Annotated in this window: 17 protein-coding genes; 13 read left to right on the top strand and 4 right to left on the bottom strand. The window is 71.0% G+C overall.

The annotated features are described in order from the left end of the window. Positions 1-55: 55 nt before the first annotated feature. Entirely contained in the window at positions 56-862 is an 807-nt protein-coding gene (locus ACFV0T_RS02260; RefSeq protein WP_385773493.1) for an IclR family transcriptional regulator, read from the bottom strand. A 272-nt stretch (positions 863-1,134) separates the two neighbouring features. Between ACFV0T_RS02260 and allB the strand changes: the two genes are divergently transcribed. Both allB and alc read left to right on the top strand, forming a co-directional pair. After that, complete coding sequence (allB, locus tag ACFV0T_RS02255) at positions 1,135-2,475, top strand: allantoinase AllB (protein WP_385773491.1); 1,341 nt, start codon at positions 1,135-1,137, stop codon at positions 2,473-2,475. Between the two features lie 159 nt (positions 2,476-2,634). After that, positions 2,635-3,750, top strand: a complete 1,116-nt coding sequence (gene alc / locus ACFV0T_RS02250; protein WP_385773489.1) for an allantoicase — start codon at positions 2,635-2,637, stop codon at positions 3,748-3,750. Positions 3,751-3,809: 59 nt separating this feature from the next. On the opposite strand, the gene ACFV0T_RS02245 is transcribed toward alc, so the two are convergent. Then, positions 3,810-4,814: a CorA family divalent cation transporter gene (locus ACFV0T_RS02245; RefSeq protein ID WP_385773488.1), complete on the bottom strand. Its 1,005-nt coding sequence runs from the start codon at positions 4,812-4,814 to the stop codon at positions 3,810-3,812. A 296-nt stretch (positions 4,815-5,110) separates the two neighbouring features. Here ACFV0T_RS02245 and ACFV0T_RS02240 point away from each other — a divergent pair, with 296 nt between their 5' ends. Together ACFV0T_RS02240 and ACFV0T_RS02235 are read left to right on the top strand one after the other, a co-directional pair. Next, positions 5,111-5,929 (top strand): AIM24 family protein, encoded by an 819-nt coding sequence (locus ACFV0T_RS02240; RefSeq protein ID WP_385773486.1) that lies wholly within the window; start codon positions 5,111-5,113, stop codon positions 5,927-5,929. Positions 5,930-6,062: 133 nt separating this feature from the next. Further along, positions 6,063-6,449, top strand: a complete 387-nt coding sequence (locus tag ACFV0T_RS02235; RefSeq protein WP_385773484.1) for a ribonuclease domain-containing protein — start codon at positions 6,063-6,065, stop codon at positions 6,447-6,449. Between the two features lie 64 nt (positions 6,450-6,513). Here ACFV0T_RS02235 and ACFV0T_RS02230 read toward each other — a convergent pair whose 3' ends face one another. Then, positions 6,514-6,714 carry a hypothetical protein gene (locus ACFV0T_RS02230; protein ID WP_385773483.1) on the bottom strand — a complete coding sequence of 67 codons (201 nt, stop codon included), beginning with the start codon at positions 6,712-6,714 and terminating at the stop codon, positions 6,514-6,516. 179 nt (positions 6,715-6,893) lie between these two features. Between ACFV0T_RS02230 and ACFV0T_RS02225 the strand changes: the two genes are divergently transcribed. The 3 genes from ACFV0T_RS02225 (at position 6,894) to ACFV0T_RS02215 (ending at position 10,212) form a co-directional block, all read left to right on the top strand. Further along, positions 6,894-8,141, top strand: a complete 1,248-nt coding sequence (locus ACFV0T_RS02225; protein ID WP_385773481.1) for a histidine kinase — start codon at positions 6,894-6,896, stop codon at positions 8,139-8,141. Positions 8,142-8,280: 139 nt separating this feature from the next. Further along, positions 8,281-8,964: a response regulator gene (locus ACFV0T_RS02220; RefSeq protein WP_385773479.1), complete on the top strand. Its 684-nt coding sequence runs from the start codon at positions 8,281-8,283 to the stop codon at positions 8,962-8,964. A 57-nt stretch (positions 8,965-9,021) separates the two neighbouring features. Continuing rightward, a complete protein-coding gene (locus ACFV0T_RS02215; RefSeq protein ID WP_385773477.1) occupies positions 9,022-10,212 on the top strand; it encodes a cytochrome P450 in 1,191 nt (396 codons plus the stop codon). Positions 10,213-10,436: 224 nt separating this feature from the next. On the opposite strand, the gene ACFV0T_RS02210 is transcribed toward ACFV0T_RS02215, so the two are convergent. Next, entirely contained in the window at positions 10,437-11,459 is a 1,023-nt protein-coding gene (locus tag ACFV0T_RS02210; RefSeq protein ID WP_385773475.1) for a Gfo/Idh/MocA family oxidoreductase, read from the bottom strand. Between the two features lie 129 nt (positions 11,460-11,588). On the opposite strand from ACFV0T_RS02210, the gene ACFV0T_RS02205 reads away from it, so the two are divergent. From ACFV0T_RS02205 to ACFV0T_RS02180, 6 genes are all read left to right on the top strand, one after another. Further along, positions 11,589-12,326, top strand: coding sequence for a GntR family transcriptional regulator (locus ACFV0T_RS02205; protein ID WP_385773977.1), 738 nt, complete (start codon positions 11,589-11,591; stop codon positions 12,324-12,326). Between the two features lie 485 nt (positions 12,327-12,811). Beyond that, positions 12,812-13,816 (top strand): sugar ABC transporter substrate-binding protein, encoded by a 1,005-nt coding sequence (locus ACFV0T_RS02200; RefSeq protein WP_385773473.1) that lies wholly within the window; start codon positions 12,812-12,814, stop codon positions 13,814-13,816. Beyond that, a complete protein-coding gene (locus ACFV0T_RS02195) occupies positions 13,813-14,841 on the top strand; it encodes an ABC transporter permease (protein ID WP_385773471.1) in 1,029 nt (342 codons plus the stop codon). The genes ACFV0T_RS02200 and ACFV0T_RS02195 overlap by 4 nt, the downstream gene beginning before the upstream one ends. Further along, the gene (locus ACFV0T_RS02190; RefSeq protein ID WP_385773975.1) at positions 14,808-15,641 is read left to right on the top strand and encodes an ATP-binding cassette domain-containing protein; all 834 of its coding nucleotides are present in this window, start codon (positions 14,808-14,810) and stop codon (positions 15,639-15,641) included. The genes ACFV0T_RS02195 and ACFV0T_RS02190 overlap by 34 nt, the downstream gene beginning before the upstream one ends. A gap of 155 nt (positions 15,642-15,796) precedes the next feature. Continuing rightward, entirely contained in the window at positions 15,797-16,942 is a 1,146-nt protein-coding gene (locus ACFV0T_RS02185; protein ID WP_385773469.1) for an ROK family glucokinase, read from the top strand. After that, positions 16,939-17,532, top strand: coding sequence for a sugar kinase (locus tag ACFV0T_RS02180; RefSeq protein WP_385773468.1), 594 nt, complete (start codon positions 16,939-16,941; stop codon positions 17,530-17,532). Before ACFV0T_RS02185 ends, ACFV0T_RS02180 begins: the two co-directional genes overlap by 4 nt. Positions 17,533-17,576: the final 44 nt, after the last annotated feature.

Raw genomic sequence — 17,576 nt, 5'->3', positions numbered from 1 at the left:
CCGCGGCGGCCGTCACGCGATGCGGGCGCGCCATGTCCCGCTGTGGCGGCGCGCGTCACGCCCCGCCGTGGGCGCCACCCGAGGTGGCGAGGGCCTCGGACAGTTCGTCGGCGACCTGCCGGAGGACCGGCACGATCTTCTCCGTCGCCGCCTCGGTGACCCGGCCCGCCGGGCCGGAGATGGAGATCGCGGCGGCGGTGGGGGAGTCCGGTACGGAGACCGCGAGGCAACGCACGCCGATCTCCTGCTCGTTGTCGTCCACCGCGTACCCGGTGCGCCGTACGTCCTCCAGCGCCGCGAGGAAGCCGTCGGGCGTGACGATCGTCTTCTCCGTCGCCGCGGGCATGCCGGTGCGGCCGAGCAGCGCGCGCACCTCGTTGTCCGGGAAGCCGGCGAGCAGCGCCTTTCCGACGCCCGTGGAGTGCGGCAGGACGCGTCGGCCGACCTCGGTGAACATGCGCATCGAGTGCTTCGACGGCACCTGTGCCACGTACACGATCTCGTCCCCGTCGAGCAGTGCCATGTTCGCCGTCTCGCCGGTCTCCTCGACCAGTCGGGCGAGGTAGGGGCGGGCCCAGGTGCCCAGCAGTCGTGAGGCGGACTCGCCGAGGCGGATCAGGCGCGGGCCGAGCGCGTACCGGCGGTTGGGCTGCTGACGCACGTATCCGCAGGCCACCAGGGTGCGCATGAGGCGGTGGATGGTCGGCAACGGCAGCCCGCTGCTCGCGGAGAGCTCGCTCAGTCCGACCTCGCCACCCGCGTCCGCCATCCGCTCCAGCAGATCGAAGGCGCGCTCCAGTGACTGGACCCCGCCGCTGGCGGACTTGGCGGAGTCGGTGGCGCTGGCGCTGGACGTCGGCACGGCACGTTCCTTTCGGGGTGGCAGGAGGATCAGCAGCCTACCCGGCGGTCGGTCGACACCCCGTTTGTGCGGAGCTACGTTCTGCTTGATGGAATGATAATTCCGCTTTATGGAAAAGTCTAGAGCGTCCCGTCTGGGGCGCACCGTGGAGGAGTGTGCCCTTGACGGCGCGGGGGCGGGAGTGAAGACTCCTTCAACAGAACGTTGAATTTCGTTACGTGGAAGTGAATCCCGCGTCTCGGAAGGGAACGGCGGCAGAGAGAGGGGTCCGGGTGTCCGACGCTGAACTGGTGCTGCGCTCGACGCGAGTCATCACTCCGGAAGGGACGCGGGCCGCCTCGGTCGCGGTCTCCGCCGGGAAGATCACGGCGGTACTGCCGTACGACGCCGAGGTGCCGTCCGGGGCCCGCCTGGAGGACGTCGGCGACCACGTCCTGCTGCCCGGCCTGGTCGACACGCATGTGCACGTCAACGACCCCGGCCGCACCGAGTGGGAGGGTTTCTGGACCGCCACGCGCGCGGCGGCGGCCGGCGGCATCACCACCCTCGTCGACATGCCGCTCAACTCCCTGCCGCCGACGACGACCGTCGACCACCTCCGGACGAAGCGGCGGGTGGCCGCCGACAAGGCGCACGTCGACATCGGCTTCTGGGGCGGCGCCCTGCCCGACAACGTCAAGGACCTGGGCCCGCTGCACGACGCCGGCGTCTTCGGCTTCAAGGCGTTCCTGTCGCCGTCCGGCGTGGACGAGTTCCCGCACCTCGACCAGGACGGCCTCGCGCGCTCGCTCGCGGAGATCGCCGGGTTCGGCGGCCTGCTGATCGTGCACGCCGAGGACCCGCACCACCTCGACGCCGCCCCACGGCACGGCGGCCCCCGGTACGCCGACTTCCTCGCCTCCCGGCCGCGCGACGCCGAGGACACCGCCGTCGCCTCGCTCGTCGCGCAGGCGAAGCGCCTCCACGCGCGCGTGCACGTCCTGCACCTGTCGTCGAGCGACGCGCTGCCGCTGATCGCCGCCGCCAAGGCCGACGGCGTGCGCATCACGGTCGAGACCTGCCCGCACTACCTGACCCTGACCGCGGAGGAGGTCCCCGACGGCGCCAGCGAGTTCAAGTGCTGCCCGCCGATCCGCGAGGCGGCCAACCAGGACCTGCTGTGGCAGGCACTGGCGGACGGCACGATCGACTGCGTGGTCACCGACCACTCGCCGTCGACGGCGGACCTGAAGACGGACGACTTCGCCACCGCCTGGGGCGGCATCTCCGGCCTCCAGCTGAGTCTGGCGGCGGTGTGGACCGCGGCCCGCGAACGCGGGCACGGCCTGGAGGACGTCGTCCGCTGGATGTCCACGCACACGGCACGACTGGTCGGGCTGGACGCCCGCAAGGGCGCCATCGAGGCGGGCCGCGACGCCGACTTCGCCGTGCTCGCGCCCGACGAGACGTTCACCGTGGACCCGGCGGCCCTCCAGCACCGCAACCGCGTCACCGCGTACGCGGGCCGCACCCTGTACGGCGTCGTGAAGTCCACCTGGCTGCGCGGCGAACGCATCGTGAGCGACGGTGAGTTCACCGAACCGAAGGGCCGGCTCCTCACCCGCACCCCCTGAACCACGGCAGCCCCTTGCACCACCGCACCCTTTGAACCACCGCACCCGCGGCGATTCACCGCACGCGCAGCGATCCCTCGCCGCGCGCAGCGGTCCCCGAGCCCGTGGCGAACCCCCGCACCCGCAGCGGCCGACTCCCGAAAGGAACACCTGATCACCGTGACGGCGACTCCGACTTTCACCGGCGACGCGAACCCCTACGGAGGCGGTGACCCGTACGCGGACTACCGCACCGCCGACTTCCCCTTCACCCACCACGCCGACCTCGCCGACCGGCGGCTCGGCGCCGCCGTCATCGCCGCCAACGACGAGTTCTTCGCCCAGCGCGAGAACCTGCTGCTGCCCGGCCCGGCCGAGTTCGACCCCGAGCATTTCGGACACAAGGGCAAGATCATGGACGGCTGGGAGACCCGCCGCCGGCGCGGCGCCTCGGCCGAGCACCCCTGGCCGACGGCCCAGGACCACGACTGGGCGCTGGTCCGCCTCGGCGCGCCCGGCGTCGTGCGGGGCATCGTCGTCGACACGGCCCACTTCCGCGGCAACTACCCCCAGGCGGTCTCGGTCGAGGGCGCCGCGGTGCCCGGCTCCCCGTCCCCGGCGGAGCTCCTGGCCGACGACGTGAAGTGGACCACGCTGGTCCCGCGCACCCCGGTCGGCGGCCACGCCGCCAACGGCTTCGCCGTCTCGGTCGAACAGCGCTTCACCCACCTGCGCGTCAACCAGCACCCCGACGGCGGCATCGCGCGCCTACGGGTGTACGGCGAGGTCGTGCCCGACCCCGCGTGGCTGGAAGTACTCGGCACCTTCGACGTGGTCGCGCTGGAGAACGGCGGCCGGGCCGAGGACGCCTCGAACCTCTTCTACTCCCCGGCGACGAACACCATCCGGCCGGGCCGCTCCCACAAGATGGACGACGGCTGGGAGACGCGCCGCCGCCGCGACCAGGGAAACGACTGGATCCGCTACCGGCTGGCGGCCCAGTCCGTGATCCGCGCGATCGAGATCGACACCGCGTACCTGAAGGGGAACGCGGCGGGCTGGGCGTCGGTGTCGGTGAAGGACGGCGACGACGGCGCCTGGACCGAGATCCTCCCGCGCACCCGCCTCCAGCCCGACTCCGACCACCGCTTCGTCCTGCCGGACCCCGCGGTCGGCACGCACGCACGCGTGGACATCTTCCCCGACGGCGGCATCTCCCGCCTGCGCCTGTTCGGCTCCCTGACGGAGGCGGGCGCGGCGGTTCTGACCGCGAGGCACCAGGAGCTCGGCGGCTGAGGTGAGGGCGGTCGAGGCGGGGGCGGGGTGGCGCCGCGCGGCCCTGTGCTGCGACGTGGTCAGAGCTGTTCGTCGACGGCGTCACGGTCCCGGCTGAGCCGGAGCTGGCGCCAGTGCGTGCGGTACAGCACGTAGTACATGGCGACGGCCACGGCCCCCACCTGGAGCCCCAGGCCGAGTGTCAGGAACGAGTGCTCGCTCTCGAGGCCGTTGGTCAGGTAGGCGAAGTTCATGCCGAAGAACCCGGTCAGGAACGACAGCGGCAGGAAGACCATCGACACGATGGTGAGCCGGTTGATCACGACGTTCTGCTGGTCGGCGATGAGCGACGCGTAGCTGCCGGCGGCCCGCCGGGTGGCGTCCCGCAGCGACTCGATCTCCAGGAGCACCAGCTGCACGGTGTGCTCGTGCAAGGTGTTCATCGCCTTCCGCTCGTCGGAGATGCCCTGGTTCGCCACGCGGCGACGTACGAGGATCTCCTGTGCGAGGGCGGCGTAGGGCAGGAACGCACGATGCAGACGCGCCGCTCGCCGTCGCAGCCGGGCCAGCTGCTGCACCTGCTCCGGCTCGCGTTGCGCGAACATCTCCTCCTCGAGGTCCTCGACCTCGAGGTGGGCCTCCGTGACGGCGCGGCGAAAGCTCTCCAGCACACCTTGCAGAAACAGGAACAGCGCGGTCACCGGGTCCGCGGGCGCGTCCAGCGGCAACCGCTCGATGAAGGTGTCGACCAGCGCGACGGGCCCCTGGTGGACGGTGACGAGGTAGCGCCGGTCGACCAGTACGTGCACGTAGGAGACCTGGCCGCCACAGGCCACCGGTACGACGCACGCGGCCGAGTCGCCGCGGTAGTCGGCCCGTACCTCTTCCTGCGGTGTGCCGAACCACTCCCAGCCCTCGCCCTCCAGCCCGAGCCGCTGCCAGAGTGGCGTGACGTCGTGCGGGGGGTCACCTTCCCGGTCGATGTCCACGATCACGAAACCGGAGGCCCCGAGACGCTCCCGCGCCTCCGCGAGTTCTGTGCGAGCGACGACGCCCTCCGGCATCGACACCACCGATACGATCATCGTCCCTCACCGTGGATGGCGTGCTGCGGGCAGGGGAGCCGGGTACGTCCGGCTCGTCGTCCGCGGCTTCCGGCCGCGCTCCGAGCGCGGCACCGCACGCCTCGGCATGTGCAAACTGCAACGTCCTTCGGCACCCTACCGTCGAAGGTCCCGCGCACGACCGACCACGAAAAGCGCCGTGTCCCCGGCCTGCCGGGTGTGCGGGCGGCCGGGAGCGAGGGCGGCCCGGCCGGCCGGTGTGAAGGCCGCTGAGCCATGGCTGGAATCTTTCCCTGCGTCTCCCGCGTTCTCAGGTCGTGACTCTTCAGCAAGAAATCGTCGGTAACGCCATGCAGATGGCGGTCGTCAGCCTGGGTCCCGGCCAGACCGTGTACTGCGAGGCCGGGAAGTTCCTCTTCAAGACCACGAACGTGACCATGGAGACCCGGCTCTCCGGGCCGTCGGGAAGCGGTGGCGGGGCACAGCAGCCGGGCGCGGGCGGAGGCATGGGCGGCATGCTGCGCCAGGCCATGGGCACGGCCATGCAGGTCGGCCAGCGCGCCCTCGCGGGCGAGTCGCTGGCGTTCCAGTACTTCACGTCGACGGGCGGTGAGGGCACCGTCGGGTTCGCGGGCGTGCTGCCCGGCGAGATGCGCGCCCTGGAGCTCGACGGCACGCGCGCGTGGTTCGCGGAGAAGGACGCCTTCGTGGCCGCCGAGTCCACGGTCGACTTCGGCATCGCCTTCCGGGGCGGTCGCACCGGCATGAGCGGCGGCGAGGGCTTCGTCCTGGAGAAGTTCACCGGCCGCGGCACGGTGATCATCGCCGGCGCGGGCAACTTCATCGACCTGAACCCGGCCGACTTCGGTGGCCGCATCGAGGTCGACACCGGCTGCGTGGTCGCCTTCGAGGAGGGCATCCGGTACGGCGTCCAGCGCGTCGGCGGCCTCAACCGCCAGGGGATCATGAACGCCGTCTTCGGCGGCGAGGGCCTGTCCCTGGCCACGCTGGAGGGCGACGGCCGTGTCATCCTCCAGTCCCTGACCATCGAGAGCCTCGCCAACGCCCTGAAGAAGGCCCAGGGCGGCGACAAGCAGGGCCCGACGGGCGGACTGTTCTCGACCCACACCGGGTGAGGCGAGGGTTCGCACGCGTTTCCGGACAGCGTCCGGTGGCAGGTTAACTTCCCGAAAACTCATCGGACTTGCCGGGAAAATCTACAAACTTGTCATTGACATGCCACTGTCTACGCGCGTCATCCTGTGGGGCATGAGATTCCCCCCACGAATCACCCGCATCGGCGCCTCGGCCGCCGTGCTGTCCGCCCTGCTCGTCGGCGGTACCGTCTCCGCCACGACGGCGCACGCCGCGGTCGGCAGCGTCTGCTACTCCAAGCTGCCGTCCCAGGCGTACGACACCCTCGAACTGATCGAGGAGGGCGGTCCGTTCCCCTACTCGCAGGACGGGGCGGTCTTCCAGAACCGTGAGGGTGTCCTGCCCTCGCAGTCGACCGGCTACTACCACGAGTACACGGTGAAGACCCCCGGGTCGTCGACGCGCGGAGCGCGCCGCATCGTGACCGGGAAGAAGACCGACGAGGACTACTACACCGCGGACCACTACGTCACGTTCAACCTGGTCAACTACGGCTGCTGAGCCTGTTGTCCGATCATGGTCGACCGTGCAGGAACGGCGCGACGAGCCGGAGGTCCACCCCCACTCATCGGGACTTCCGGCTCTCCGCGGCGGCGAACAGCGCGAACGCCAGCACGACCAGTACGACGCTCGCGTAGACCTCGTAGCCGTCGAGGAGGCCGAGCCGCTGCACGAGACCCACGTGCCAGTGGGCGAACTCGTGCACCAGGCCCAGCACGCCCTGAACCAGGGCGATGAATCCGAGCAACTCCAGAACCTGTTTCATGCCCCAGACCCTCGCCCCGCGGTCCCCCCACACGCATCGGCCGCGGGGCGAGGCACTCGGGACGGAAGTCTCCGCTCGCATCGGCCGGCCGCGCCGAAAGTCTGCGCCGCAGTGACTTTGGTCGCCCGTGGCGTGCGAGGAGCGGTGCCCCGGTCCGGCACTGCGTAGATTTGTCGACCATGGAGAGTGACAGTCCGGCGCAGACACCGCCGGTGTTCGAGAGGCGCCGGTGGCTGCTGCCGTCCGCCCTGGCCGACGAGCTCGACCCCGACGCGCGCCGCCGGGGGCGCGTGCGGCGTACCGCCCGGGACTGGGCGGTCGACTTCTCCTGCTTCCTCCTGGCCGTCGGCATCGGCCTGGCCGGGGCGGACGCCCTGTCACACGAACCGGGCACCCCGCACGCCCTCGTCGCCCTCGACCAGCTGCTGGGCGCCCTCGCCTGCGCCGCGATCTGGCTGCGCCGCCGCTGGCCCGTCGGGCTCGCCGTGGCGCTGGTTCCCGTCGGCTTCCTCTCGAACACCGCCGGCGGAGCGTGCCTGCTCGCCCTGTTCACACTCGCCGTACACCGCCCCTTCCGCTACGTGGCCTGGGTCGGCGGCACCTCCCTCGTCCTGATGCCGGTCTTCTTCTGGCTGCGCCCGGACCCCGACCTGCCCTACCTGGGCGCCGTCGCGTTCACCGGACTGCTCACCCTCACGGTCATCGGCTGGGGCATGTTCGTACGGTCCAAGCGACAGCTCATGCTGACCCTGCGCGACCGCGCCCGGCGCGCGGAGACCGAGGCGCGGTTGCGCGCGGAGCAGGCCCAGCGGCTGGCCCGCGAGGCCATCGCGCGCGAGATGCACGACGTCCTCGCCCACCGGCTGACGCTGCTCAGCGTGCACGCGGGCGCCCTGGAGTTCCGGCCGGACGCACCCCGTGAGGAGATCGAGCGAGCGGCCGGCGTCATCCGGGAGAGCGCCCACGAGGCCCTCCAGGACCTGCGCGAGATCATCGGCGTGCTGCGCGCGGCGGAGCCCGACGACACGGGCCGCCCCCAGCCGACGCTCGCCGCGCTCGACGCGTTGGTCACCGAGTCCCGCGAGGCCGGTACGAAGGTCACTCTCGACAACCGGGTCACCGCCCCCGCCGACGTCCCCGCCTCCGTCGGCCGCACCGCCTACCGCATCGCCCAGGAGGGCCTGACCAACGCCCGCAAGCACGCCCCCGGCGCGGAGGTCGCCGTGACCGTCACCGGCGCACCGGGCGACGGACTCGTCGTGACGGTGCGCAACCCCCCGCCCGACGGCGAGGTGCCCCCTGTTCCCGGCTCCGGCCAGGGCCTGATCGGCCTGACGGAACGCGCGACGCTGGCCGGGGGAGGACTGGAGCACGGCCCGGAGGCCGACGGAGGTTTCCTGGTACGGGCCTGGCTGCCGTGGGCATGACCGCGACCGCCGCACCGGCGCCCGATCCGGCAGCCAACTCCGCTGTCCCACCCGCGCGTTGGCCCCGGAGGCCGGCCGGACCGGCCGTCGCGCTCGCCGACGTCGTGGCGGGCCCGGCATTCGTGATTACGTACGCCTCATGACTGCCATCAGACTGCTCCTCGTCGACGACGACCCCCTGGTGCGGGCCGGCCTGTCCTTCATGATGGGCGGAGCCGCTGACATCGAGATCGTCGGGGAGGCCGCCGACGGCGGCGAGGTCGAGGCGCTCGTCGACCGCACCCGCCCCGACGTGGTCCTCATGGACATCCGGATGCCGTCGGTGGACGGCCTCACGGCCACCCAGCGGCTGCGCCGCCGCGAGGACGCCCCGCAGGTCGTGGTCCTGACCACGTTCCACGCCGACGACCAGGTCCTGCGCGCCCTGCGGGCGGGCGCCGCCGGGTTCGTCCTCAAGGACACCCCGCCCGCCGAGATCCTCGACGCGGTGCGCCGGGTCGCGGCGGGTGACCCCGTGCTGTCGCCCGCCGTCACCCGGCAGCTGATGGCGCACGCGGCGGGCTCCGCCGCCGACAACCGACGCACACGCGCGCGTGAGCGCATTACGGCCCTGGCCGAACGGGAGCGCGAGGTCGCCGTCGCGGTCGGCCGGGGGCTGTCCAACGCCGAGATCGCCGGCACGCTCTTCATGAGCGTCGCCACCGTCAAGGCCCACGTCTCCCGCATCCTGGCCAGGCTCGGCCTCAACAACCGTGTACAGATCGCCCTGTTGGCGTACGACGCGGGACTGCTGGAGGAAGAGGACGGCCACGACGGGCACTAGCCGCCGCGCCCGCACGTTCTGAGTGCAACGGCCCGCAATGTCCTGGAGGGGGAGACAGTGACGGACGCGACACCAGTGATCGATCTGGGGGAGTTCGGCGACCGGTTCCGGACCGACCCGCACCCCGTGTACGCGCGACTGCGTGAGCGCGGCCCGGTGCACCGGGTGCGGCTGCCCGCGCCGGAGGCGTACGAGACCTGGCTCGTGGTGGGGTACGAGGAGGCACGCGCGGCGCTCGCCGACCCACGGCTGGCGAAGGACGGCAACAAGATCGGAATGACGTTCCACGACGATGAGCAGATCGGCAGGCACCTGCTGATCGCCGACCCGCCCGAGCACACCCGGCTCCGCAGGCTGGTGTCCCGCGCGTTCACCATGCGCCGGGTGGAGCTGTTGCGGCCGAGGATCCAGCAGATCACCGACGAACTGCTCGACGCGATGCTCCCGCACGGCTCCGCCGACCTCGTGGAGTCCCTCTCCTTCCCCTTGCCGATCACGGTGATCTGCGAGCTGCTCGGCGTCCCCGAGATCGACCGCATGGACTTCCGCAAGCTGTCCACGGAGGCGGTCGCGCCCGCCGGCACGGAGAGCGAGCACGACGTCTTCGCCCGACTCGGCCAGTACCTCGACGGGCTGATCGAGGACAAGCGCCGCACGGGACGGGGCGAGGACCTGCTCAGCGACCTGATGTGGGCGACCGCCGAGGACGGCGACCGGCTCTCGCCGTCCGAACTGCGCGGCATGGCCTTCATCCTGCTCGTCGCCGGCCACGAGACCACCGTCAACCTCATCACCAACGCCGTCCACGCGCTGCTGCGGCACCCCGGCCAACTCGCCGCCGTGCGCGCCGACACGAGCCTCGTCGACGGCGTGGTCGAGGAGACCCTGCGTCACGAGGGGCCGGTGGAGAACGCGACGTTCCGGTTCGCCGCCGAGCCCGTGGTGATCGGCGGGACGCCCATAGCGGCGGGCGAGGCCGTGATGATCGGGCTCGTCGCCGCCGATCGCGACCCGGACCGCTTCCCCGCCCCGGACCGCTTCGACATCCACCGCGACACCCGCGGCCACCTCGCCTTCGGGCACGGCGTCCACTTCTGCCTGGGCGCCCCACTGGCCCGCCTCGAAGCCCGTACGGCGATCCGCTCCCTGCTGGAGCGCGCGCCCGGCCTCGCTCTCGCCGGCCCGGCCGGGGAGTGGCTGCCGGGGATGCTCATGCGGGGGGTCCGCAGCCTGCCGGTGCGCTGGTAGCGGGGCGCGCGGCCAGCGATCGGCGGGTCGACGACGGGCGCGTCGGTGACCCGCGACGGGGGTGGCCTGTGGGTCGGTGACCCGTGCAGGGGTGGCCTGTGGGTCGGTGGTCTGCGCGGGGTGACTCGCGGGGGTGACTTGCGGGTCGGTGGTCTGCGCGGGGTGGCCTGTGCGGGCGGGACTTGCGCGGGGGCGACCGACCGGCGGGTGATCCGTCGGCCCGTTCACCTGAAGGCCGAAGTCACCCCGCCCGGGATCTCCGCCAGGCTCACCGCTCTGTGCTCCCGTCGGGACACATCGCACGCCTCCGCGATCCTGAGAGCCTGCAGCGCCTCTCGCCCGTCGCACGGATTGGCCAGCTGACCCCGCACCACCTCGACGAACGCGCACAGCTCGGCCTCGTAGGCGGGTCCGAAACGCTCCAGGAAGCCGCTCCACGGCTTGTCCGCGGCAGGCGGCCCGGTCGGCTCCGTGGACGCGATCGGTGTGCGGTCGTCGAGGCCGACCACGATCTGGTCCAGCTCCCCGGCCAGCTCCATGCGGACGTCGTAACCGGCGCCGTTCAGCCGCGTAGCCGTCGCCGTGGCGAGCGTGCCGTCGTCGAGGGTGAGGACGGCCGCGGCCGTGTCGACGTCGCCCGCCGCGCGGAACATCGCGGGACCGGCGTCGGACCCGGCGGCGTAGACGTCCACGACGTCGTGACCCGTCACCCAGCGCAGGGCGTCGAAGTCGTGGATCAGCGCGTCCCGGTACAGCCCGCCGGACTGCGGCAGCCAGGCCGCCGGCGGCGGGGTCTGGTCGGACGTCACGGTCCGGACCGTGTGCAGCCGGCCCAGACGGCCCGAGCGGACCGCCTCGCGGGCACCCGCGTAACCCGCGTCGAAGCGGCGCTGGTAGCCCATCTGAAGAACCGTTCCCGCGGCCTCGACCTCGGCGAGGGCCTGCAGCGTGCCGGGCAGGTCGAGGGCGATGGGCTGCTCGCAGAACACCGGCAGCCCCGAGCGCGCTGCCCGACCGATCAGTTCGGCGTGGGCCGACGTCGTCGCCGTGATCACCACGGCGTCCACGCCCCAGGTGAAGATCTCGTCCACCCCGGGTGCCGCCGTCTCGCCCAGCCGGTTCGCCAGCTCCTGGGCGCGCGAGGGATCGACATCCGTGAGGATCAGCGATCCGACCTCGCGATGGCGACTGAGTGTGTTCGCATGGATCCTGCCGATGCGACCCGTACCGATGACGCCGATGCGCATGGGAACAAACTGAGGGCAGACCAGGCGTGCTGTCAATGCGCATGTCCGGACAACCGAACTACACAACTTCCCGTCAACCGGTCGCAAGGCTACGCTCGCCACGTGCCGAAACCAGAAGTGGACCCCACCGTGCGGCTCGAGCTCAGTGTGGACCGGAACTCCCCCGTACCGCTGTATTTCCAGCTGTCCCAGCAGCTGGAGGCCGCGATCGAGCACGGCACGCTCACTCCCGGCAGCCTGCTCGGCAACGAGATCGAGCTCGCCGCGCGGCTCGGCCTGTCCCGGCCCACCGTCCGCCAGGCCATCCAGTCGCTCGTCGACAAGGGGCTGCTGGTGCGCCGCCGGGGCGTCGGCACGCAGGTCGTGCACAGTCAGGTCAAGCGTCCGCTGGAGCTCAGCAGCCTCTTCGACGACCTGGAGGCGGCCGGACAGCGTCCCGCGACCAAGGTCCTCGTCAACACCGTCCTCCCGGCCTCGGCGCAGGTCGCCGCGGCGCTCGCCGTACCCGAGGGCAGCGAGGTGCACCGGGTGGAGCGGCTGCGGCTCGCGCACGGGGAGCCGATGGCGTACCTGTGCAACCACCTGCCGCCCGGACTGCTCGACCTGGACACCGCGCAGCTGGAGGCCACCGGTCTGTACCGGCTGATGCGCGCCGCCGGTATCACCCTGCACAGCGCCCGCCAGTCCATCGGCGCCCGGGCCGCGACCGCGGGCGAGGCCGAGCGGCTCGCCGAACCCGTGGGTGCCCCGCTGCTCACCATGCAGCGCACGACCTTCGACGACACCGGCCGCGCGGTCGAGTTCGGCGACCACATCTACCGTCCGAGCCGCTACTCGTTCGAGTTCCAGTTGCTCGTACGGCCTTGATCTCGGCCTGGCACCGGCTGATCTCAAGCCTGACTCCGCCTGACTCCGCCTGACTCCGCCTGGTCTCGGTCCGACTCCGCCTGATTGCGACCCGGCAGCGACCGATTTCGTCCCGGCGTCGACGTGATTCGGCTCTCTCTTTTCAGCTCCGCTTCAGCTCTTCTTCCGGTCTGTTTCCGGTCTGATTCGGACCAGAATCCGGCGCGAGTCCGATCTGAATCCGATCTCGGGACGGCCCGAATTCGGCCAGGATTCGGCCAGGATTCGGCTTGATCTCGGCTTGTTCTCGGCCCTCGATCGCCGTCCATTTCCCCCGCCGTATTCGTCGCATTGTCAGGACAATGCGACCGACTCGTGGTCCCCGGTCACCGCACGTGTGAGCGGTGTGTTCGATACTGGGGCTTTTGGGGTTGATGACTGTCACCGTCGGTGAGGCTCGTCCGCCCCGTGCGAACCACTGAACACAGCAAGAAGGGCACCGCCTCGTGGCACGGTTTCGGACCTGGGCAGGGATCGCGTTGGCGGGGGCACTGTGCGTCTCCCTGGCCGGGTGCAGCAGCACCGGCGGAAAGCGCGCCGAGGACGCCCGCAAAGCTGCGGCGGCACAGGGCAGAGCGGCGGTGAACACGCCCCGCTGGACCTTCGCGATGATCACGCACTCGGGAGACGGCGACACCTTCTGGGACATCGTCCAGAGCGGCGCCGAGCAGGCCGCCCGCAAGGACAACATCAACTTCCTGTACTCCCACGACGACGAGGCCCAGCAGCAGGCCCAGCTCGTGGACGCGGCCGTGGACAAGAAGGTCGACGGCATCATCGTCACGCTCGCCAAGCCCGACGCGATGAAGGCCGCCGTGGCGCGCGCGGAGAAGGCCGGCATCCCGGTGATCACCGTGAACTCCGGCTCGGCCGAGTCCAAGGCCTTCGGCGCGCTCGCCCACATCGGCCAGGACGAGACCGTGGCCGGCGAGGCCGTCGGCGAGGAGCTGAACGAGCGCGGCCGCAAGAAGGCCGTCTGCGTCCTGCACGAACAGGGCAACGTCGGCCACGAGCAGCGCTGCGCGGGCGTGAAGAAGACCTTCGGCGGACAGGTGGAGAACCTCTACGTCAACGGCACCAACATGCCGGACGTGCAGTCCGCGATCAGCGCCAAGCTCCAGGCCGACCCGGACGTCGACACGGTCGTCACCCTCGGCGCGCCGTACGCCGACACCGCCGTGAAGGCCAAGCAGGACGCGGGCAGCAAGGCCGAGGTCGACACCTTCGACCTCAACGCCAAGGTGGCCGCCGAGTTGCGGGACGACACCCTCGGCTTCGCCGTGGACCAGCAGCCGTACCTCCAGGGCTACGAGGCCGTGGACCTGCTGTGGCTGTACCGCTACAACGCCAACATGCTCGGCGGCGGCAAGCCCGTGCTCACCGGACCGCAGATCATCACCAAGGACCAGGCGGCCAAGCTCCAGGAGTACACCGAGCGGGGCACCCGATGAGCGCGACGGCGGACGACAGGCTCCTGCACACCTCGCCGCTGCGCAGACTGCTGAGCCGTCCCGAGCTCGGCTCGGTCGTCGGCGCGATCGCCGTCTTCGTCTTCTTCGCGTTCGTCGCGGACAGCTTCCTTCGCGCCTCCAGCCTCAGCACGGTCCTGTACGCGTCCTCGACGATCGGCATCATGGCCGTCCCGGTCGCGCTGTTGATGATCGGCGGCGAGTTCGACCTGTCGGCCGGCGTCATGGTGACGTCGTCCGCGCTGATCTCGTCGATGTTCAGCTACCAGATGACGGCGAACGTCTGGGTCGGCGTCGGGGTCTCCCTGCTCGCCACCCTGGCGATCGGCGCCTTCAACGGCTTCATGCTCACCCGCACCAACCTGCCGAGCTTCATCATCACGCTCGGCACCTTCCTGATGCTGACCGGCATGAACCTCGGCTTCACCAAGCTGATCGACAGCACGGTCTCGACGAAGACGATCGCCGACATGGAGGGCTTCGCGTCGGCGCACGACGTCTTCGCCTCGACCCTCACCGTCGGCGGCGTCGCCTTCAAGATCACCATCCTCTGGTGGTTCGGCCTGGTCGCCGTCGCCTCCTGGATCCTGCTGCGCACCCGTGTGGGCAACTGGATCTTCGCGGTCGGCGGCAACAAGGACGCGGCCCGCGCGGTCGGTGTCCCCGTGAACAGGACCAAGATCGGCCTCTACATGGGCGTGGCGTTCGGCGCCTGGATCTCGGGTCAGCACCTGCTCTTCTCGTACGACGTCGTCCAGTCCGGCGAGGGCGTCGGCAACGAGCTGATCTACATCATCGCGGCGGTCATCGGCGGCTGTCTGATCACCGGCGGCTACGGCAGCGCGATCGGCTCGGCGGTCGGCGCGTTCATCTTCGGCATGACCAGCAAGGGCATCGTCTTCGCCGAGTGGAACCCCGACTGGTTCAAGTTCTTCCTCGGAGCGATGCTGCTCCTCGCGACCCTGCTCAACGCCTGGGTCCGCAAGCGCGCGGAGGCCACCAAGTGACGCAGACCACGCAGACCACGGATCGTACGGCGCTCGTGGAGCTGTCCGACGTGAGCAAGCAGTACGGCAACGTGCGCGCACTCGAAGACGTCTCCCTGGAGGTGCACGCGGGGGACATCACCTGCGTCCTGGGCGACAACGGCGCGGGCAAGTCCACCCTCATCAAGATCATCGCGGGACTGCACCAGCACGACGGGGGCGTCCTGCGCATCGAGGGCGAGGAGACCCGCCTGTCCTCCCCGCGCGAGGCACTGGACCGCGGCATCGCCACCGTCTACCAGGACCTGGCCGTCGTGGGACTCATGCCGGTGTGGCGCAACTTCTTCCTCGGCTCCGAACCCCGCAAGGGCAGCGGCCCCTTCAAGCGGCTGGACGTCGACCACATGCGCAGGACCACCCACGCCGAACTGCTGCGCATGGGCATCGACCTGCGGGACGTCGACCAGCCCATCGGCACCCTGTCCGGCGGCGAACGCCAGTGCGTGGCGATCGCCCGCGCCGTCCACTTCGGCGCGAAGGTCCTGGTCCTCGACGAACCGACGGCGGCGCTCGGCGTGAAGCAGTCGGGCATGGTCCTGAAGTATGTGGCGGCGGCACGCGACGAGGGCCTGGGTGTTGTCTTCATCACCCACAACCCGCACCACGCGTACTTGGTGGGGGACAGGTTCGTGCTCCTGAAGCGGGGGGCGATGGTCGGCAACCACCTCCGGGACGACATCACCCTGGACGAGCTGACCCGGCAGATGGCGGGCGGGGACGAGCTCGATGATCTGCGGCACGAGTTGGAACGCGCCGGTTGAGGACCTGTCCCGGGAGGCGCCGGGCCGTGTCGCTCAAGCGGTTCCCGCCGCCCGGGCGCGACCGGCCGGGACGGCGCCGCACCGGGCCACGCTCCGCCCTCCCCGTCGTCGCCCGGTACAGCACCGCGCGGAGCGGTGAGGCAGAATCGGGCCTGATGAGCACCTACCGCGACCTCACCGCCCCCATCGGCTCCCGCCGCGCCACCGTGCTGCGTACCGTGGGTACCCGCGAGCGCCGCTCGCACCTCACCGCACCCCGTGTGCCCACGGTCGGCATCGACATCGGCGGTACGAAGGTGATGGCGGGCGTCGTCGACGCCGACGGCAACATCCTGGAGAAGCTCCGCACGGAGACCCCGGACAAGTCCAAGAGCCCGAAGGTCGTCGAGGACACGATCGTCGAACTGGTCCTGGACCTGTCCGACCGGCACGACGTGCACGCGGTCGGTATCGGCGCGGCGGGCTGGGTCGACGCCGAACGCAACCGCGTCCTGTTCGCCCCCCACCTCTCCTGGCGGAACGAGCCGCTGCGTGACCGCCTCTCGGGCCGTCTGTCGGTGCCCGTGCTCGTCGACAACGACGCCAACACCGCAGCCTGGGCCGAGTGGCGCTTCGGCGCGGGCCGCGGCGAGGACCACCTCGTCATGATCACCCTCGGCACCGGCATCGGCGGCGCGATCCTGGAGGACGGGCAGGTCAAGCGCGGCAAGTTCGGCGTCGCGGGCGAGTTCGGCCATATGCAGGTCCTGCCCGGCGGCCACCGCTGCCCGTGCGGCAACCGCGGCTGCTGGGAGCAGTACAGCTCCGGCAACGCGCTGGTCCGGGAGGCCAGGGAGCTGGCCGCGGCCGACTCCCCGGTGGCGTACGGGATCATCGAGCACGTCAAGGGCAACATCGCCGACATCACCGGCCCGATGATCACAGAGCTGGCCCGCGAGGGCGATGCCATGTGCATCGAGCTGCTCCAGGACATCGGCCAGTGGCTCGGCGTCGGCATCGCCAACCTGGCGGCGGCGCTCGACCCGTCCTGCTTCGTGATCGGCGGCGGTGTCTCCGCGGCCGACGACCTGCTGATCGGCCCCGCGCGGGACGCCTTCCGACGCCAGCTGACCGGCCGCGGCTACCGCCCCGAGGCCCGTATCGCCCGCGCTCAGCTCGGCCCCGAGGCCGGCATGGTCGGCGCCGCCGACCTCGCCCGCCTGGTCGCCCGCCGCTTCCGGCGCGCCAAGCGACGCCGGGTGGAGCGACACGAGCGCTACGAGCGGTACGCCGAGTCCCGCCGCACCCAGGACACCGCATGACCGCCTCGCTGCCCCGCCAGGCCGCGCCCCCGGACGAGCCGCCCCGCCCGACCGAGAACCGACGGCACCGCAACCGCCGCAGGGCGCTCACCCTGCTGATCATCGTGCTGCTCATCGGCGTCCCGGCCGGATATCTGGTGATCTCCGCCAACCAGAGCCGCAACAGCGGCAAGGACAAGGAGGAGAAGTACTCGGCGACGGGCCTGAGCGAGGGCTGGCCCTCGAAGGTGCAGCGCCGCCTGTACCAGGTGCCGATCCCGCACCCGGCGAACAAGGTCGCGTACTACGAGACGAACAACTGGAAGACCAGCCGTCTCTACGTGCAGTTCCAGACCACCAACGACGGTCTGGACGCCTTCCTCGAGGAGCTGGGCGTCGGCCGCGACCAGCTGAAGGAGGACCACATCGCCATCGGCGCGCGCGACCAGAAGGTCACCGGCTGGAGCTTCTCGGGTCCCGGCGCCCGCCCCGGCCCGTACTGGGGATTCGTCCATCAGCAGAAGGAGCCGAAGCCGACGCAGGACGTGGTCGTGAACGGAGCGAACCCCACGTACCCCATGGTCTACGTCGTCTCGCGCACGGTTCCCTGATCCCGAGGACCCCGACGGACCCCACCGACCCCGACGGACCCCGA

The sequence above is a fragment of the Streptomyces sp. NPDC059582 genome, assembly GCF_042735715.1.
Taxonomy (GTDB): Bacteria; Actinomycetota; Actinomycetes; order Streptomycetales; family Streptomycetaceae; genus Streptomyces.
Note: the sequence above shows the minus strand (reverse complement) of the source record. Positions and strands in the feature narration are given on the sequence as shown.